Consider the following 17911-nt stretch of genomic DNA (forward strand, 5'->3'; position numbering starts at 1 on the left):
TCTTCAAAACTTTAAACTTTTAAACTTTTAAACTTTTAAACAAAAAAAAATGACAGAAGGCAATTTTGTAGATTACGTAAAAATATTTGTTTCTTCCGGAAAAGGGGGAAAAGGATCTACGCATTTGCATAGAGAAAAATTTATCGAAAAAGGAGGCCCAGATGGAGGTGATGGAGGTCGTGGAGGACACGTGTTTCTTGTTGGAAACAAAGGACTTTGGACATTATTCCATTTGAAATTTGCCCGTCATATCAAAGCAGGATATGGGGGAGACGGAAGTGGAGATAGAAGTACAGGTGCTGATGGTGACGATAAATACATTGAAGTCCCACTGGGAACTGTGGTAAAAGACAAAGAAACAGGCGAAACTTTGTTTGAAATTACCGAAGATGGCGAAAAGCAAGTGCTGTGTCGTGGTGGTAAAGGTGGTTTAGGAAACTGGCACTTTAGAAGCTCTACAAATCAAACACCAAGATATTCTCAGCCCGGTTTACCAGGAATAGAAATGGACGTTATTTTAGAACTTAAAGTGTTGGCCGATGTAGGTTTAGTAGGTTTTCCTAATGCTGGAAAATCGACTTTACTGTCTGTTTTGACTTCGGCGAAACCAAAAATTGCCGATTATCCGTTTACAACTTTGAAACCCAATCTTGGAATCGTAGCTTACAGAGATTTTCAATCTTTTGTTATTGCCGATATTCCTGGAATTATTGAAGGTGCCGCCGAAGGAAAAGGTCTTGGACATTATTTCTTACGTCATATTGAAAGAAACTCTACTTTACTGTTTTTAGTTCCTGTTGATACACAAAACATCAAAGCCGAATATGATATTCTAGTCAACGAATTGACAAAATACAATCCCGAAATGCTCGACAAAGAGCGTTTGTTGGTCATCTCAAAATGCGATATGCTGGACGATGAACTCAAAGCGGAATTAAAAATTCAATTAGACAAAGAATTTAAAGGCATTCCTTATATGTTTATTTCCTCTATAGCCCAACAAGGTTTATCAGAGTTAAAAGATAAACTTTGGAAAATGTTGAACGATTAAAAAATCGATATTCTATATAAATAGGTGTTCTAGAAATAGAGCGCCTTTTTGTTTTATTTGTTATAAGTATCAAACAAAAACTGCAAGGTTTCTGGGATGTTATTGGCTTGTATTTTTGGATAAATTACAATTGAGTTTAGCCAATTTTCTATGATTTCATCAAAGTTGTCACCCACTTCATATACTACAGGAACGCCCATTTTTTTTAAAGCTGCAGCATTACATTCTTGTTCGTAATGATTCCGAATTGGGATGCTTAATATTTTTTTTTCAAGAAATAGTGCTTCGGCTGGAGTTTCAAATCCACCACCGGTAATAATCCCGTGGCAATGAATCAAACTTTCGTTAAATAGTTTTTGATTGACAGGGAAATAAGTGATGTTTCCAACGGTTTGTTCTGATTGAATATCATTCAAAAACCAATGAAATTCAACATCCGAAAGTTTATTAAACGCTTTTTCCAAACAATCTTTTTGAAAGGAAGGTAAATAAACCGTGATGTGTTTTAGATCTTTGGGTTCAGCTTGTACAATTTCATCCTTGATAATTGGAGAATGAATAAAGGAATCGTATTTTTCAAAATGAAGCCCAATATGTTTGGGTGAAGATGCATAATGTTTGAGAATCATTTCGCCCATAATGCTTCTTTTTTCTGGTCTTGGTGTGTTTTCTGAAACAAAACTGGCTTGATGACCAAACTGCACTGATTGAGCTTTTTGCATTTTGCAAGCAAGTGATGTAATAGAATCAAAATCGTTGATGACCACATCATAGTTTTTTAAAGGCAATGATTTTGCGTCTTTATACATTGTAAGGGGTTGAATATTCTTGGCAATATCCCAATAGTTCAAACCGCCACATTTGCTATAATGCAAACTACAACCTTCACTTTTGAATTTTATAGGCAAGTCAACATTCAAACTGGCATTATTTCCACTCAAAAAGAAATCTACTTCCCCAAATTTTTGCAAATAAGGATACAATTGAGTCGCTCTGCTGATGTGGCCGTTACCTGTGGCTTGTATAGCGTAAAATATTTTCATTGATTTAGATTATTTCAGAAGTGATATACTAAAAAAAGATTTGATTAATTAGATAAAATTTTGGCAACAATATCATTGATTTCTATGTCTTCTTTAATTTCTTGCAGTACATAGTCTGATTTTTTATAGTAATAAATTTTCCACTTCTCTTTTTTGTATTCCAATGCGGTAAGGTTTTCGACCCAATCGCCACTGTTTAGATACATCACTTTTCCTTGTTTTGTTTTAACTATTTTCTTTTGAGGCATATGAATGTGACCACAAACGACATAACTGTAGTTTTTTTCGATAGCAATTTCGGCTGCAGTAGTTTCAAAATTGGATACAAAGGCAACTGCTTTTTTTACACTGTTTTTTATGGCTTTCGAAAAACTTCTCTTTTCTCTTCCCAATGAAACTAAAATCCAATTGACAAGACTGTTAATCAAAATCAATAAATCATATCCTTTTCCACCCAATTTGGCTAGAATTTTTGCATACCCTTTTGTAGACGAATCGAAGACATCTCCGTGAAAAATCCAGGTTTTCTTTCCGTCTAAATCCAAGATTAATTTATCAACCAACTCTAGATTTCCTAAAATAAAATCCGAGTATTTTCTTAATGCTTCGTCGTGATTTCCAGTTATGTAAACCACACGAGTTCCTGAATTTGACATTTTAATGATATAGCGCAACACCTCCATATGTGATGCTGGAAAATAACGTTTGCTGAAACTCCACATATCAATAATGTCACCGTTTAAAACTAAGGTTTTTGGGTTAATGGATTTTAAATAGTGTAGTAATTCTTTGGCGTGACAACCATAAGTTCCAAGGTGAACATCACTTAAAACCACTAAGGGTATTTTTCGCTTTTGTTTCATATGATGATATTTATGGCTTTTTTATCGGTCATATGTAATTGCTTTGCCTGTTCGCAGAAGCTCGAGTCACGCATTATTATAGGTGTTGGCGAACAATTTAAGGTAGTGCTCATTTCATAAAAAGTTTTTACGAAAGTAAGTGGACAATGTTAGGTGAATGTTTCTTTAGTATTAAGGTTGAGTTTGTTTATTATCCAAAAATATTTCACGGTCCTTTTGTAAATTTCCTTATTTTTGAACGATGAAAAAATTTTTAACTTTCCTTTTGTTATTTCCACTCCTAATTTGGTCACAATCCGATTATAGCAAAGCCGAAAAATTATTTGAAGCCAGAAAATACGATCAAGCGCAACCTATTTTTGAAAGTTTTTTAAAAGAGAATCCTTCGCATTTAAAAACCTTAGAATATTTAGGAGACATTGCGGGTCATCAAAAATCTTGGGATAAAGCCATTGTTTACTACCAAAAGCTGAAACAATTGAAACCATCCGAAGCCAATTATTATTTCAAATACGGTGGTGTACTTGGAATGAAAGCTAAAGAATCCAATAAATTCAAAGCTCTTGGGATGATTGGTGAAGTGAAAGAATCCTTCGAAAAAGCGATTGAACTGAATCCAAAACATATCGAAGCGCGTTGGGCTTTGGTTATGATATACATTCAATTGCCTGGAATTGTTGGTGGTAGTGAAACAAAAGCGATTAAATATTCGAATGAATTGCTTAAATTGTCACCAGTTGATGGTTATTTATCAAGAGGTCAAATCGACGAACATTTTAAAAGATTCACTGCTGCAGAACAACAATATAAAAAAGCAATTGCTTCAGGAAGTACAAAAGTTGGCGGACAAATGTTGGACAATTTGTATAAAAACAAGATGAAAAAATCTGTAAAAAAGAATTAGAAATATGAGAACTCATTTTATTGCCATTGGTGGAAGTGCAATGCACAACTTGGCTTTAGCTTTACACAACAAAGGATATCAAGTTACGGGAAGTGACGATGCTATTTTTGAACCATCGAAAACGCGTTTGACCAAAAAAGGAATTTTACCTGCTGAAATGGGTTGGTTTCCTGAAAAAATTACAACAAATATTGAAGCTATAATTCTTGGAATGCACGCCAAAGCCGATAATCCCGAATTGCTAAAAGCTCAGGAATTGGGATTGAAAATTTATTCCTATCCAGAATTTTTATACGAACAATCCAAAAACAAAACCCGCGTGGTTATTGGTGGTTCTCACGGAAAAACGACCATAACTTCGATGATTTTGCACGTAATGCATTATCATAATATCGAAGTGGATTATATGGTGGGAGCACAATTGGAAGGTTTTGAAACGATGGTTCATCTTACCGAAGATAATGATTTTATCGTTCTCGAAGGCGACGAATATTTGTCTTCGCCAATAGACCGAAGACCTAAATTTCATTTGTATCAGCCCAATATTGCCTTGATTTCCGGAATCGCTTGGGATCATATTAATGTTTTTCCAACCTATGATTTCTATGTAGAACAGTTTGAAACTTTTATCGCCAAAATCACCAATGGCGGAATCTTGGTGTATAACGAAGAAGATTCAGAAGTAAAACGTGTTGCCGAAGCAGCTTTGAATCCAATTCGAAAAATGCCTTACTCCACTCCAAAATACGAAGTGAAAGACGGTGTTACACTGTTAGAAACCCCAGAAGGAGCAATGCCAATCGAGGTTTTTGGAGAGCATAACTTGAATAATTTGGCTGGAGCCAAATGGATTTGCCAGAATATGGGCGTTGACGAAGCCGATTTTTATGAAGCGATTGCCAGTTTCAAAGGAGCATCCAAACGTTTGGAGAAAATTGCAGAAGGAAAAGGGAAAGTTGCTTACAAAGATTTCGCCCATTCGCCAAGCAAAGTAGCAGCAACCACAAAAGCCGTAAAAGAACAATATCCAAATAGAACTTTAGTAGCTTGTTTGGAATTGCACACTTACAGCAGTTTGAATGCCGAATTCCTAAAAGAATACGAAGGTGCATTGGAACATGCCGATGTTGCTGTAGTTTTTTATTCGCCAGATGCAGTAAAAATTAAGCAATTGGAAGAAGTGACTTATGAGCAAATAGCCAAAGCCTTCAACAGAGAAGATTTGATTATTTATACGAATCCAAAAGATTTTAAAGACTATCTTTTCAGTCTCAATTTCGATAACTCCGCTTTGTTATTGATGAGTTCCGGAAATTATGGCGGATTGAATTTTGATGAGGTAAAAGAATTAGTAATCAAATAGCAGGTTTCAGATGGCAGTTTAGCAACTACCTGAAATTTGCAAACTGCAAACTAAAATATGGAACAAACTAATTTCCCCATAACGAATTGGTCCGAAGACGATAAACCACGCGAAAAACTGATGCTGAAAGGCAAAAGTGCTTTGAGCGATGCGGAGTTGATTGCCATTTTGATAGGTTCTGGAAGCCGGAACGAATCGGCGGTGGGATTGAGTAAAAGGATTTTGGCAAGTGTCGATAACAATTTGAATGCGTTGGGAAAATTAACGCTTTCGCAATTGATGAATTTCAAGGGAATTGGGGAGGCCAAAGCCATTTCGATTATGGCTGCAATGGAATTGGGAAGACGAAGAAGGGCAGAAGATGCGGTCGAATTGAAGAAAATTACCTCCAGCAAAATGATTTTTGAGTTGATGCAACCCATCATTGGCGAACTCCCGCACGAAGAATTTTGGGTTTTGTATTTGAACAATTCGAACAAAGTGCTTTCGAAATCGCAGCAGGGCAAGGGCGGAATCACCGGAACGATGGTCGACGTTCGATTGGTTTTTAAAACCGCACTCGAATTGAGTGCAACTGCATTAATTTTGTGTCACAACCATCCTTCGGGAACTTTGACTCCTAGCGATGCCGACAAGCAAATCACACGAAAACTAAAAGCTGCTGGACAAAATATGGACATTCAGGTTTTGGATCATCTTATTATTACCGAAAATGGATTTTACAGTTTTAATGACGAAGGAATTTTTTAAGAAATAAACACAATGAACAACAATATTACAGACGTCTTTTTTGATTTGGATCACACACTTTGGGATTTCGAAAAAAACTCGGCATTGGCCTTTGAAACCGTTTTTAAAATGCAGAAATTAGAATTGGATATGAGTAAATTCCTCCATTTTTATGTACCCATAAACCGAGAATATTGGGAAAGATACCGTAAAGATGAAATTTCCCAAAAAGAATTGCGTTATGGCAGATTGAAAGATACTTTTGACTTGGTAGAATACGCAGTTTCAGATGATTTAGTTGAATTATTGTCGGTTGAATACATTCATTTTTTACCAAAATTCAACCACTTATTCGAAGGGACGATTGAAATATTGGATTATTTGAAGCCAAATTATAATTTGCATATAATCACGAATGGTTTTGCTGAAATTCAAGAAAACAAATTGAACAATTCGTATATTACACATTATTTTAAAAGTATCACCAATTCAGAAATGGCGGGAGTTAAAAAGCCAAATTCCCTTATTTTTGACTATGCTTTAAATTTAGCAAAAACTACAAAAGAAAACAGTATTATGATTGGAGATTGTATTGAAGCCGATGTTCAAGGAGCTTTGGATGCTGGATTGGATGCTATTTTGTTCAATGAAAATAATACATTCGTAAAAGAAAATATAAAGCAAGTGAACCATTTATTAGAATTAAAAAAATATTTATAAAATTATGAAATCGCCCCTAAACGCAAGTTTGTCAAAGCAAACACCAATAATTAAAAGGCGATACCATATTTGACCACTGAAAAATTAAAATTTACAAATATGAAAACAAGAATCCTATTCCTGATGTTATTTATGGCGAGCTACGGTTTTTCGCAAACGGTCAATGATTATATAGCGGTAGTTATTCCAATGCGATATGAACTTCAAAAAACAGAAAATCAGTATCGACTTCAAACACTTACTAAAATTAATTTGCAAAAAGCTGGTTTTCAAGCTTTTTATGCTACAGAAACCATTCCGGCAGAAATTACAGATCGTTGTAGTCTTTTGTATCTTGATTTAGTAAAAGATAGTGGTTTCTTGGTTACGAAACTTTATGTAACATTTAAAGACTGTTATGGTACAATAGTTTTTCAATCTGCCACAGGAAAAAGCAGAGAGAAAGAGTTTGAAGCTGCCTATTCTGAAGCTTTAAACAATGCATTTAATAATGTTTATGCCTTGAATTATACCTATAACGGAAATACTAACTTTGCCCCAAAAGCTCGTATTACTGCTCAATCTCTTCCTGTTGTAACAGCACCTTCAGTTGTAGTTCCTGCCCCTTCAGTTCCAGCAGTAGCCGTAATTCCAGCAGCATCATCATCAGTAGCTGTTCCAGTTATAGCAGCATCAACATCTAAAAGTGAAACTAAATCTTCCGAAATTAATAGTTCAGATTTACTATATGCACAACCCACTTCTTACGGTTATCAACTGATTGACAGCGAACCGAAAGTAGTTATGAAAGTTTATAAAACTTCAAATCCAGCCAGTTTTATGGCTAAAAAAGGGGATATTCAAGGTGCTTTAGTTTCTAAAGATAATCAGTGGTTTTTTGAATATTATCAAAATGATAAATTAGTTTCCGAAAAAATAGACGTTAAGTTTTAGTTCAGATTTCAGATTTCAGATTAAGATTGTTAAACATCTATGTAGAAAAAACGAAAACGTCTTGATTTCTTAAGACGTTTTCGTTTTTTTTTGCTACCTGCTACCTGCTACCTGCTACCTGCTACCTGCTACCTGCTACCTGCTGCCTGCTACCTGCTACCTGCTACCTGCTCAATGTCATTAAGTTAAGGGGTTTTGTCGATGATTTTGTCATTCTGACGAAGGAGGAATCTCGTGTTAGTTGCTCACGTTTGTTGAGATTCTTCCTTCGTCAGAATGACAAATAAAGCTTAACTTAATGACATTGTGCTACCTGCTACCTGATTTAATACCCATATTTATCTTTCCAACGGTTTTTTAAAAATTCTCTGGTTGAATTTTCTCTCGAATTGTTTCCGGGATTATAAAGAACTGTTTCTTTTACAGCATCAGGCAGAAATTCCTGTTCAGCAAAATTATTGGCATAATCGTGTGAATATTTATACTCTTGGCCATAACCCAATTCTTTCATCAACTTGGTTGGAGCGTTTCGCAAATGAATAGGAACAGGCAAATCGCCCGTTTGTTTGACCAATTGTTGTGCCGTTCCAATTGCTAAATAGGAAGCATTACTTTTGGGTGAAGTCGCCAAGTAAACAGCACATTGGCTCAAAATAATTCTGCTTTCGGGATAACCAATTATGGCAACAGCCTGAAAAGTATTATTGGCCATAATAAAAGCCGTTGGATTGGCATTTCCTATGTCTTCACTGGATAAAATCAACATTCGCCTGGCGATAAATTTTACATCTTCGCCACCTTCAATCATTCGAGCCAGCCAATACACCGCACCGTTGGGATCACTACCTCGAATCGATTTTATAAAAGCCGATACAATATCGTAATGCTGTTCTCCACTTTTGTCATACAAAACCGTATTTTGTTGCACTAATTCAAAAACTCGGTCGTTTGTGATTTCAATTTCGTCTTCATCCGAAGCGTTTACGACCAATTCGAAAATATTCAATAGTTTGCGTCCATCGCCGCCGGAAAGTCGCAATAGCGCTTCTGTTTCGGTTAGTTTTATGTTTTTTGTTGCCAAAAATTTGTCCGTTTTCAAAGCGCGGTGCAATAAAGTTTCTAAATCGTCTTTGGTAAACGCATTTAAAATATATACTTGACAACGAGATAATAAAGCGGGAATTACCTCAAAACTCGGGTTTTCAGTAGTCGCACCAATTAGGGTTATCCAGCCTTTTTCGACCGCAGCCAATAGGGAATCTTGTTGCGATTTACTGAAACGATGAATCTCGTCTATAAATAGAATTGGGTTTTTGGTAGTGAAAAGCCCGCCACTTTGTTTGGCTTTTTCGATAACGTCACGAATGTCTTTTACTCCCGAATTGATAGCACTCAAAATATAAAAAGGACGTTTCGATTCTTGGGCAATGATTTGTGCTAATGTTGTTTTTCCGGTTCCTGGAGGTCCCCAAAAAATGAGCGAAGGAATTATTCCTTTCGCGATTTGTTGTGTCAATGAACCATTTGGGCCAACCAAATGCAATTGACTTATGTAATCTTCTAATTTTTGTGGACGTATACGTTCTGCCAGAGGTGCTTCCATTTCTTGGTTATTCGTTTAATCGGTTAGTTGTTTAATCGAAATTTTGAACCTTCAAATTTATGATTTTGCAATTAGAAATCTTAGATATTCTGATAAACTTATTTTGTCTGTTTTCTATTCTCTTTTTAGAATATGACAAAATAGCACTAAATTGCTTTTGGATACATTTTTGAGTAAATCTAAAATCAGAACTCTAAACTCTAAAATTTTCGATGAACGACAATCAATTCAAATATTCCAATTCCGTTATTGCATTACCACTTTTTTTTGTGTGGTTCTTGTGGTTTGTGTATTGGCTGCAAATCAAATTTGATTTTGATTTTTTCGAATATGGAATTTATCCTAGAACAGTATCAGGATTGCAGGGAGTTTTTTTTAGTTCTTTTATTCATTCTGATTTGCAACATTTATACAATAATTCAATTCCATTATTGATTTTGTTGGCCGCTTTGAAATATTTTTATTCAAAACAAACTTATGCTGTTGTTGGATTTGGGATTGTATTTTCTGGAATTATTACTTGGATAATTGGCAGAGATAATTATCACATTGGCGCCAGCAGTTTGATTTATGTTTTTGTCAGTTTTATTTTTTTTAAAGGAATTCAAACCAAGTATTATCGTTTGGTTGCTTTGTCTTTGACAGTGGTTATGGTTTATGGAGGCTTGGTTTGGTATATTTTTCCAAAAGTGGACGAGCAAATTTCTTGGGAAGGTCATTTGGCGGGATTGATAACAGGTTTTGCACTTTCGTTATTTTACAAAACGCCAGAATATAAAAAGATTATTAAATACAATTGGGAGCATCCTGATTTTGATCCGATGGAGGATAAGTTTATGCAACGATTTGATGAAAACGGCAATTTTGTTAATCTTCCAATCATTGAGCCAGAAGAAGAATTTCCATCTTATTATTCTTCAAATTTGTCTGTTGATTACACAATTGTTGAAAACGAAAAAAATGAATCAAAACCGGAGCCTTGATTCATTTTCTAATATTTGTAAAATCTGCAACCTGCAATCTGAGATCTGTATTCTCTAACTTCTCTGTCTAACGGCTTCATATAAAAAAGCACCACAAGCTACGGAGACATTCAGCGAACCTATTGTTCCGAACATTGGTAATTTAGCTTTTTCGTCTACAATTTTAAGAACTGATGGATTGATCCCTCTATCTTCAGAGCCCATAATGATAGCAACGCCTTCTTTTAAATCGATGTCATAAATATTTTGGTCCGTTTTTTCAGTGGCGGCAACAGTTTTAATTCCTGAACCTTGCAAGTAAAAAATAGCATCTTTGATGTGTTCTACTTTGCAAATGGGCACATTGAACACAGCACCTGCCGAAGTTTTTACGGTGTCACCATTTACGGGAGCTGATCCTGCTTTTTGAACAATGATTCCGTTTACACCTGTGCATTCGGCAGTTCTGATAATGGCGCCAAAATTACGAGCATCTGATATTTGATCTAAAATTAAAAACAAAGGTACTTTTCCTGATTCAACAGTAGCTTCTACTAAGTGCTCTAAGTCAATAAAGCCTATAGGAGAAATTGATGCCACAGCACCTTGATGATTATTGGGTGTTAAACGATTTAATTTTTCAACTGGAACATAAGAGAAATTCACGTTGGCTCGTTTCATAACTTTCATCAAATCTTTCATCAATTCGCCTGAAATTTCTTTTTGTATAAATACTTTATCGACTTCTTTTCCTGCTTGAATTGCCTCAACAATGGCTCTAATTCCAAATATTAAATGTTCTTTTTCCATGGTACAAAGATAGTTTATGTTTCAGAATTTAAGTAATGATAATAAAAATTCTTGTTGTTTTAGATATTATCATTAAATCAGGAATAATTTGAATTTTTTCTTTCGTAAAGTGATTGTTTTCTGTTAAATGTATTGATATTGAATAATTATTATAAAAAATTAAATTATGTTTGTAGACAAAATTTTTATAAATATGAAAAGAATTTTATTATTATTTGTTATGCTGATTTGTATGTCGGGGTTTTCTCAATCAAATAAGCAAAAGATTCAGTCACAATTGAATACTGAAATGAAAAAATTTGGATTAACAACCAAAGACATTGCTGATTGGGTTGTGGAAAGTGAAGTTACATCTGAAACCACTAAAATCAATAATTATTACATTGTTCAAAGATATCAAGGAATTGAGATTTTTAATGCGCAATCCAATGTCTCAATGAAAAATGGTAAAATAATAAACATAAGCAATAATTTTAAAAAGAATGTTGCCCAGAAAGTGAATGAAACAACCCCCGCTTTATCTGCTTTAGAAGCTATTGAGAATGCATATTCTCGATTAGGAATAAATAACTCAACTTCATTTTCCATAGTAGAAACTATAAATGACAAATCCTTCAAATTGAGTGACGGAATTCAGGAAGATTTGATTAGCGCTAAATTAGTTTACCAATCTACAAAGGATGAAAAACTAAAATTAGCATGGGCATTTCAGTTTTATTCACCAGACGGAAAACACTTATGGGATTTAAGAATTGATGCGCTCAATGGAGTGTTGTTAGAAAAGAATGATTTGACTATTAATTGTAATTTTGGATATGTAAAACAAACTAGATATCCAGCCAATTATCCATTTAATTTTAATGAAAGTACTGTTTCAAAAACGGTTACTTCCCCAGTAGGTGTAAATGCGGGTTCTTATCGAGTGATTCCTTATAATTATGAGAGTCCCAATCATAGCCCGTTTCAATTAATTACCTCGCCAAGTAATACTATTGCGTCACCGAATGGCTGGCATAATTCAAATTCATTATCGGGTACAAATTCGGCACTTATTTATAGTTATACAAGAGGTAACAATGTTTTCGCGCAAGAAGATGCCAATGGAAATAATGGAACCGGAATAAGTCCAAATGGGGGAGCTGCATTAAATTTTGATTTTGCATATGGAGGTCAGACTTCACAACCTACTGATTATTCATCTGCATCAACTACAAATTTGTTTTATATGTCAAATATAATGCACGATGTTTGGTATCAATACGGTTTTAATGAAGCAAGCGGAAATTTTCAAAAAGACAATCTTGGAAGAGGCGGGATAACATCTTTTATTGGAGATGATGTTTTGGCTGATTCTCAAGATGGTTACTCACAAGCAACTGCTACCTTGAATAACGCTAATTTTTCTACACCGAATGATGGAAGCAGACCAAGAATGCAAATGTATTTGTGGAATGATGGTGCGCCACCTACGAATTTTATTACTGTAAATTCTCCAGCCTCAATAGCAGGGCCAAAAATAGCAACGTCAAATGTTTTTGAAGGTACCGATCGCATCCCTGTTCCGGTTTCTCCGAACGGTATAACCTCTGATTTAGTTTTATATAAAAATAATCCTACTCCTCCTGGATACAATTCTGCTTGTCAAGTTCCTTTAAATGCTGCTGAATTAAATGGAAAAATAGCATTAATAAAAAGAGGCGGATGTTTCTTTAATTTAAAAGTAAAAAACGCTCAAGATGCTGGTGCCAGAGCTGTTATTGTTATGGATACAATTCCCAATAATCCAACCAGACTATCTATGAGTTCAACGGGTGTCGTAGGCATAACGATTCCTGCAGTTTTTGTAACCAAAGAAATTGGGGATGCCTTTATTGCAGAAATGGTAAATGGCTCTGTTAATATAAAACTAGAAGTTCCTCCGGGCTTGTATTTGTATGCAGATTCAAGTTTTGACAATGGAATAATAGCCCATGAATTTGCCCATGGCATTTCGAATAGATTAACTGGAGGGCCTTCAAATACAAGTTGTTTAACTACTCCAGAACAAATGGGAGAAGGATGGTCAGACTGGTTTGCCTTGATGATGCAATTAAAAACGGGTGATTCTGGTGAAACAGCAAAAGGTATAGCGACTTATGCAATTAATGAAGCTACAACAGGCGGAGGGATTAGAAATCATCCTTATTCTACCAATATGACTATTAATCCTTTAACTTTTGCAGATACAAACGGGAAATCCTTTATAGATCCAGAAGATAGTATTGAAAAAGTATGGGTGCACGCTGTTGGTGAAATTTGGGCTGCTACACTTTGGGATTTAACCTGGGCGTATATTGGTAAATATGGGTTTAGTTCCAATATTTATACTGGAACAGGTGGTAATAATAAAGCAATGCAATTGGTTATTGATGCGATGAAATTACAACCTTGCAATCCTTCCTTTATACAAGCAAGAGATGCTATAATTGCAGCTGATCAAGCCACTACAGGAGGTCAGGATTATTGTATGATATGGAAAGTTTTTGCTAGAAGAGGTCTGGGTGTAAATGCTTCATCTGGCGATAATAGTGGGGACAGAACGAATATTGCAGCAATTAATGATCAAGTTGAAGATTTTACGGAGCCTAGTGCAGGTGCTAATTGTACATTATTGTCAGTAAATCAATTTATTAATAATGATAAAATTAGTGTTTATCCAAATCCTGCGCCTAGAGGGCAGCTTAATATCCATATCAATGATTTTGTTGGTAAGATCAATATTCAAGTAGCTGATTTAAATGGTAGAATTGTCTATAGATTAAATGATTCTAATTTTAATATTGAAAAAGCTATCAACTTAAATTCGTTACAAAAGGGAATATACATTCTTAAGGTTACTAATGAAACAATAAACTACACTGAAAAAATAATTATCAAATAAAATTTTTCACAGGTACATTATAAATCCTCGATACTCTGCGTCGGGGATTTTTATTGATATTTATCTTGATTTGTCTTTATGTTTTTATGATATGTAATTTGATAGATAAAATGCTTTTTTCATACTGAGTACACTTCGTTCAGAAAATAACTTACTTTGTTTGTATGATTTAAAAGTGTTGTATGCTCTATCTTACTATTATGCATTTTATTGTTCAATCGCTTCATTTTTCTGATTAAAACGTATATATTCAATTATTAACTCGTTCGTTTGTGCGTTTTTAAGAAGTATTTATCTAAAAATTAATTTGATAATTAACTTATCTGTACAAGATGGTATTCTTTAAGCCGTTTAATGTCAAACCTTCTTTTTGAATTAACGATATATTTAAATTTATGGATACGATTTGCATTGATGATTAAGAATATATATCCATCTTACGAATCAATTTTATTTAATAAAATTTATTGTTATCAGCAATTTTTGATCAATGACTACTTGAAAACGTCAATGTTTCTATGAGTTTTTTTTATATAATAATTTAGAACAATGTGGAAATTATTAACATAAAAAAACCATCCCGATTGGGATGGTTTTAAGTTTGATAAAAAATAAAGTACTTTATTTTTTATTGTTTAATCTAGCGTGTTGAATTGCTGCTGCTATCTTGTTAGATGTTCTTGCATTTGCAACAGTTGCACCTTTACTATTTTTCAAAGTATAAACTCCGTTGTTAACTACGATAGTAACTACATAATCGTAAGGCTCATTGTTAGCACTTTGAACATATCCTAATGCTTTTGAAGTGAATGCAAACTCAGCTTCTTGATTGAACGTTCCGGATACTCCACCACCTCTACTGTAATCCACAGATATTGGAATTGTAAATTCAGGTGTGTTCATAGCTGGAAGACCATGATTGTCATACAAATCATAAAAAATATGATAAGTGCCATTTTTGAATTTAGCAGGGGAAACTGTTAATAGTTCTGGACAACCGCTAGCGGCAGCTTGATAATTTCCTATATCATTATAATTGGCATCCAATACATAGAAATCCATGTCATATCCTATACCGCATAAAGTTTTTGCAGTTGTACCATCTACGAATCCCTTTTGAAAATTAAATTTCAAATCCAAATTATCGGCTAAACCATTAACAATAGAGAATGATATAGTACTTGCAGGAATTGACGCATTAGAAATATCTACATCACCACCTATTTCTAAAACGAAAGTTTCAGTTGTTTCAAATACCGCATCATTTATGATATTAATATTTCCTGTTACAGATTTAGTATAAGCCTTAATTATAAGATGCTCATCAAAATCAAAATCCGCACCTCTTGTTGCTGTTCCAGATTTTACCTTTACATCTAGATAAATATCTACTGGTTGAGCATTAGATATATTAACTTTATATTGATATTTACCTTGGTTTTTTTCATTAACTGTTTGTGTTGCTGCTAAAGGAGCAACAAATTGAACAGTACCCACCACGTTTTGGGCAACCTCGATGGTACTTTGACCTGTTAAATCTTCCTCATAACAACTTACAAAAAGTAGAGAAGTTAATAAAACTGCTGTAAACAAAAATTGTTTATTTATATTTTTCATTTTTATTTATTTATTAGTTAACTACTCTTTCTAAAGCTTCATAAAATTCACGAGGTCCAGTAGCACCAGAACCAGTATAATAACCGTATGTTCTATAGATTCTGTCTTTACTATTAACATCATCTTTGGTTACTGTGTTTTGAGGTCCTGCATATCCACAAGATTTTACCATGTCAGTAGGGTTGGACGCACAAGTAATTAGCGGCCAGCCGTTTAGTAACTGAACTTTACCATTATACGTCTGTGGTGAAGACACTACACCAGCACCATTAATTGTGAAATAATGTGTATTTGCATCACTAGCAAATAATCCTGCATAACCAACATATCTGTATGTAGTTGCATCTACTGATTCAATCACACGAATATCGCCGTTCCAACCACCATTGCTAACACCAAGTCTCCAATAGTTACTATCGATAACTTTGTATGTACCCGCAAAACGTGTTCCTACAGCTACTTTGGTGGTTTTTGCATTTGAATGAACATCGCCATTAGAGGTTGTTGTTACATATCTTAATGTCCAAGCATCCCCAATAATTAACAAGCTATCATCACTTGGCAAAGCAGCACCATTAACAGTAATACCTGATCTCAACTCGTTATAGGTCACATTAAAATCTATAACTTGATTTTTTGGTGATTCAGCAACATCTATTGTTTTATACAACAATTCGTTGCTTTTTTTACCAGCAACGTTTGTAAAAGATTTGTATATTTCAATTTTTGTCGTTGTTATATCACCTTGAAACCCAGTAACTTTTACGGGATATTTATAGTCATTACCATTTCCTACGACATAGCCTACTAAACCCGAATTTACAGTTAATAAGCCACCTGTAGCAGCTCCTCCTGTTAGTGTGTCACTGTCTTCTTCACATGAAAAAAGACCAGCCAAAACTAAAAGGGCTAAAGAATATAATTTAAATTTTTTCATTTTTTTCATTTTTAAAAATTAATTAGTTCATCCACCAAAGACGTGATGTTAATTTGTCACCACCTGTTAAAGTTCCTACAGCAGCATCATAATTTACTTTGTTTAAGGAATTTTCGGTATCGTTATAAAATAATCTTGATGGAATAGTAGGTACGCCAGGAGCTGCATCGAACACTGGTGATAAAGCAGGTAAACCAGTTCTTCTCCATTCAGTCCAAGCTTCAAAACCTTGGCCAAAAAGAGCAATCCATTTTTGATCTCCAATTTTAAGTCTTGCATCAGCTTGATTTGTAAATTCAATGTTTGGTAGAGCAACATAAGCTGCTGCACTTGCTGTAATTCCGTTAAATGCAAAGTTAGCCGTAATTCCATTTTTATAATGAGTTAGTGCTGCTGCATTTCCACCAGAAACGTATCCTTCATTAATTGCTTCAGCTAGTAATAATTCTGATTGCGCATATGATAAAAGTACTCCTGGTAATGTAGCACTTAAATAGAAAGTACCCAAAGGTGAAAAACCATTATAGTTACCAGGATTTTCAACTCCTGGAATATTTCCTACATAAAGGCCAGCATTATTTTTTCCTGCGAAAACAGGCAATCTAGGATCAGCAAGGCCTTGTAATTTTGCAACTAAAACAGAACTCATTTTATATTCAGATCTCGTACCAAAAACAACTTGCTCGTAAATTGGATTAGCATCAGGTTGTGCCGCGATATACTTTATTTGTGCACTATCACTGTTAGATGACATTAAATTACCAGAAGTCGCTAATGCTTGAATCTGACTTCCAACATTCATACCCGGAGCTTTAGAAATTCTCATTAAGACTTTTAATTTTAATGAATTTGCTAATTTTCTCCATTTTGATGCATCACCACCATATATTAAATCAGAAGAAGCAGGAATACTTCCAGTTCCGTTTGCTAATAATGCGTCAGCTTTTGTTAAAAGATCTAAAATCCCTTTATAAACAACTTCTTGGCTATCATAAGCAGGCTTTAATATTGAAGGATTACAAGCTTCTGTATAAGGAACAGGGCCATAAAGATCGGTTAAGATTTGAAAAGTGTTCGCTTGTAAAACTAGAGAAATCCCTTGAATGTTTGTATTTTCCTCTGATTCTGCTAAAGTGTACATAGATTTTGCATCAGCTATAACACCAGTATAGAGTACATCCCAGATGTCATTAATTACTCCTCTTCTCGGAATGTATCTTTCTTCGTCATTGTATTGTACCTTAGATACGTGTTGAGCCCAACACATACCCATATCACCTCCACGTTGCATATGATACACTGTGTTTTGGTTAACTCTTATAATATTACCCAATAATAAATGAGCAGGAACTGCAACAGGATCATTTGGAGTTGTGTTTACTTCTTCGAAGTCTTTATCGCAACTTGCATTAAATAGACCAAGAAGCGCTATAAATAAAATTGATATTTTTTTCAT

At 34.5% G+C, this 17911-nt stretch carries 15 protein-coding genes; 8 read left to right on the plus strand and 7 right to left on the minus strand.

Going from position 1 to position 17911, the window contains the following annotated elements; translation table 11 throughout:
* The first annotated feature begins 49 nt into the window (after nt 1-49).
* Nucleotides 50-1051: a GTPase ObgE gene (gene obgE / locus FNW17_RS03825; protein WP_144070913.1), complete on the plus strand. Its 1002-nt coding sequence runs from the start codon at nt 50-52 to the stop codon at nt 1049-1051.
* Nucleotides 1052-1104: 53 nt separating this feature from the next.
* Here obgE and FNW17_RS03830 read toward each other — a convergent pair whose 3' ends face one another.
* Nucleotides 1105-2094, minus strand: coding sequence for a glycosyltransferase family protein (locus FNW17_RS03830; RefSeq protein WP_144070914.1), 990 nt, complete (start codon nt 2092-2094; stop codon nt 1105-1107).
* Nucleotides 2095-2138: 44 nt separating this feature from the next.
* Nucleotides 2139-2957 carry a UDP-2,3-diacylglucosamine diphosphatase gene (locus FNW17_RS03835; RefSeq protein WP_144070915.1) on the minus strand — a complete coding sequence of 273 codons (819 nt, stop codon included), beginning with the start codon at nt 2955-2957 and terminating at the stop codon, nt 2139-2141.
* A gap of 241 nt (nt 2958-3198) precedes the next feature.
* On the opposite strand from FNW17_RS03835, the gene FNW17_RS03840 reads away from it, so the two are divergent.
* From FNW17_RS03840 to FNW17_RS03860, 5 genes are all read left to right on the plus strand, one after another.
* A complete protein-coding gene (locus tag FNW17_RS03840; RefSeq protein ID WP_144070916.1) occupies nt 3199-3861 on the plus strand; it encodes a tetratricopeptide repeat protein in 663 nt (220 codons plus the stop codon).
* Between the two features lie 4 nt (nt 3862-3865).
* On the plus strand, nt 3866-5224 hold the full coding sequence (locus FNW17_RS03845; RefSeq protein ID WP_144070917.1) for a UDP-N-acetylmuramate--L-alanine ligase: 1359 nt from the start codon (nt 3866-3868) through the stop codon (nt 5222-5224).
* Nucleotides 5225-5281: 57 nt separating this feature from the next.
* Nucleotides 5282-5974, plus strand: a complete 693-nt coding sequence (gene radC / locus FNW17_RS03850; protein ID WP_143391066.1) for a RadC family protein — start codon at nt 5282-5284, stop codon at nt 5972-5974.
* 12 nt (nt 5975-5986) lie between these two features.
* Nucleotides 5987-6673 carry a YjjG family noncanonical pyrimidine nucleotidase gene (locus tag FNW17_RS03855; RefSeq protein ID WP_144070918.1) on the plus strand — a complete coding sequence of 229 codons (687 nt, stop codon included), beginning with the start codon at nt 5987-5989 and terminating at the stop codon, nt 6671-6673.
* A gap of 99 nt (nt 6674-6772) precedes the next feature.
* Complete coding sequence (locus FNW17_RS03860) at nt 6773-7606, plus strand: hypothetical protein (RefSeq protein ID WP_143391064.1); 834 nt, start codon at nt 6773-6775, stop codon at nt 7604-7606.
* Between the two features lie 325 nt (nt 7607-7931).
* Here FNW17_RS03860 and FNW17_RS03865 read toward each other — a convergent pair whose 3' ends face one another.
* Complete coding sequence (locus FNW17_RS03865) at nt 7932-9209, minus strand: replication-associated recombination protein A (protein ID WP_143391063.1); 1278 nt, start codon at nt 9207-9209, stop codon at nt 7932-7934.
* 212 nt (nt 9210-9421) lie between these two features.
* On the opposite strand from FNW17_RS03865, the gene FNW17_RS03870 reads away from it, so the two are divergent.
* Nucleotides 9422-10192: a rhomboid family intramembrane serine protease gene (locus tag FNW17_RS03870; protein WP_144070919.1), complete on the plus strand. Its 771-nt coding sequence runs from the start codon at nt 9422-9424 to the stop codon at nt 10190-10192.
* Between the two features lie 54 nt (nt 10193-10246).
* Here the strand turns inward: FNW17_RS03870 and rlmB are convergent, their stop codons facing one another.
* Nucleotides 10247-10981: a 23S rRNA (guanosine(2251)-2'-O)-methyltransferase RlmB gene (gene rlmB, locus FNW17_RS03875; RefSeq protein WP_143391061.1), complete on the minus strand. Its 735-nt coding sequence runs from the start codon at nt 10979-10981 to the stop codon at nt 10247-10249.
* A 193-nt stretch (nt 10982-11174) separates the two neighbouring features.
* Here rlmB and FNW17_RS03880 point away from each other — a divergent pair, with 193 nt between their 5' ends.
* On the plus strand, nt 11175-13901 hold the full coding sequence (locus FNW17_RS03880) for a T9SS-dependent M36 family metallopeptidase (protein ID WP_144070920.1): 2727 nt from the start codon (nt 11175-11177) through the stop codon (nt 13899-13901).
* Between the two features lie 621 nt (nt 13902-14522).
* Here FNW17_RS03880 and FNW17_RS03885 read toward each other — a convergent pair.
* Genes FNW17_RS03885 through FNW17_RS03895 form a run of 3 tightly spaced genes read right to left on the minus strand, consistent with a single transcriptional unit; the run spans nt 14523 to nt 17911 of the window.
* A complete protein-coding gene (locus FNW17_RS03885; RefSeq protein ID WP_143391059.1) occupies nt 14523-15518 on the minus strand; it encodes a Calx-beta domain-containing protein in 996 nt (331 codons plus the stop codon).
* Nucleotides 15519-15531: 13 nt separating this feature from the next.
* Complete coding sequence (locus FNW17_RS03890) at nt 15532-16455, minus strand: hypothetical protein (protein ID WP_143391058.1); 924 nt, start codon at nt 16453-16455, stop codon at nt 15532-15534.
* 22 nt (nt 16456-16477) lie between these two features.
* On the minus strand, nt 16478-17911 hold the full coding sequence (locus FNW17_RS03895; protein WP_143391057.1) for a SusD/RagB family nutrient-binding outer membrane lipoprotein: 1434 nt from the start codon (nt 17909-17911) through the stop codon (nt 16478-16480).

This window comes from Flavobacterium franklandianum (assembly GCF_007097365.1).
In the GTDB taxonomy this organism is placed as follows: Bacteria; Bacteroidota; Bacteroidia; order Flavobacteriales; family Flavobacteriaceae; genus Flavobacterium; species Flavobacterium franklandianum.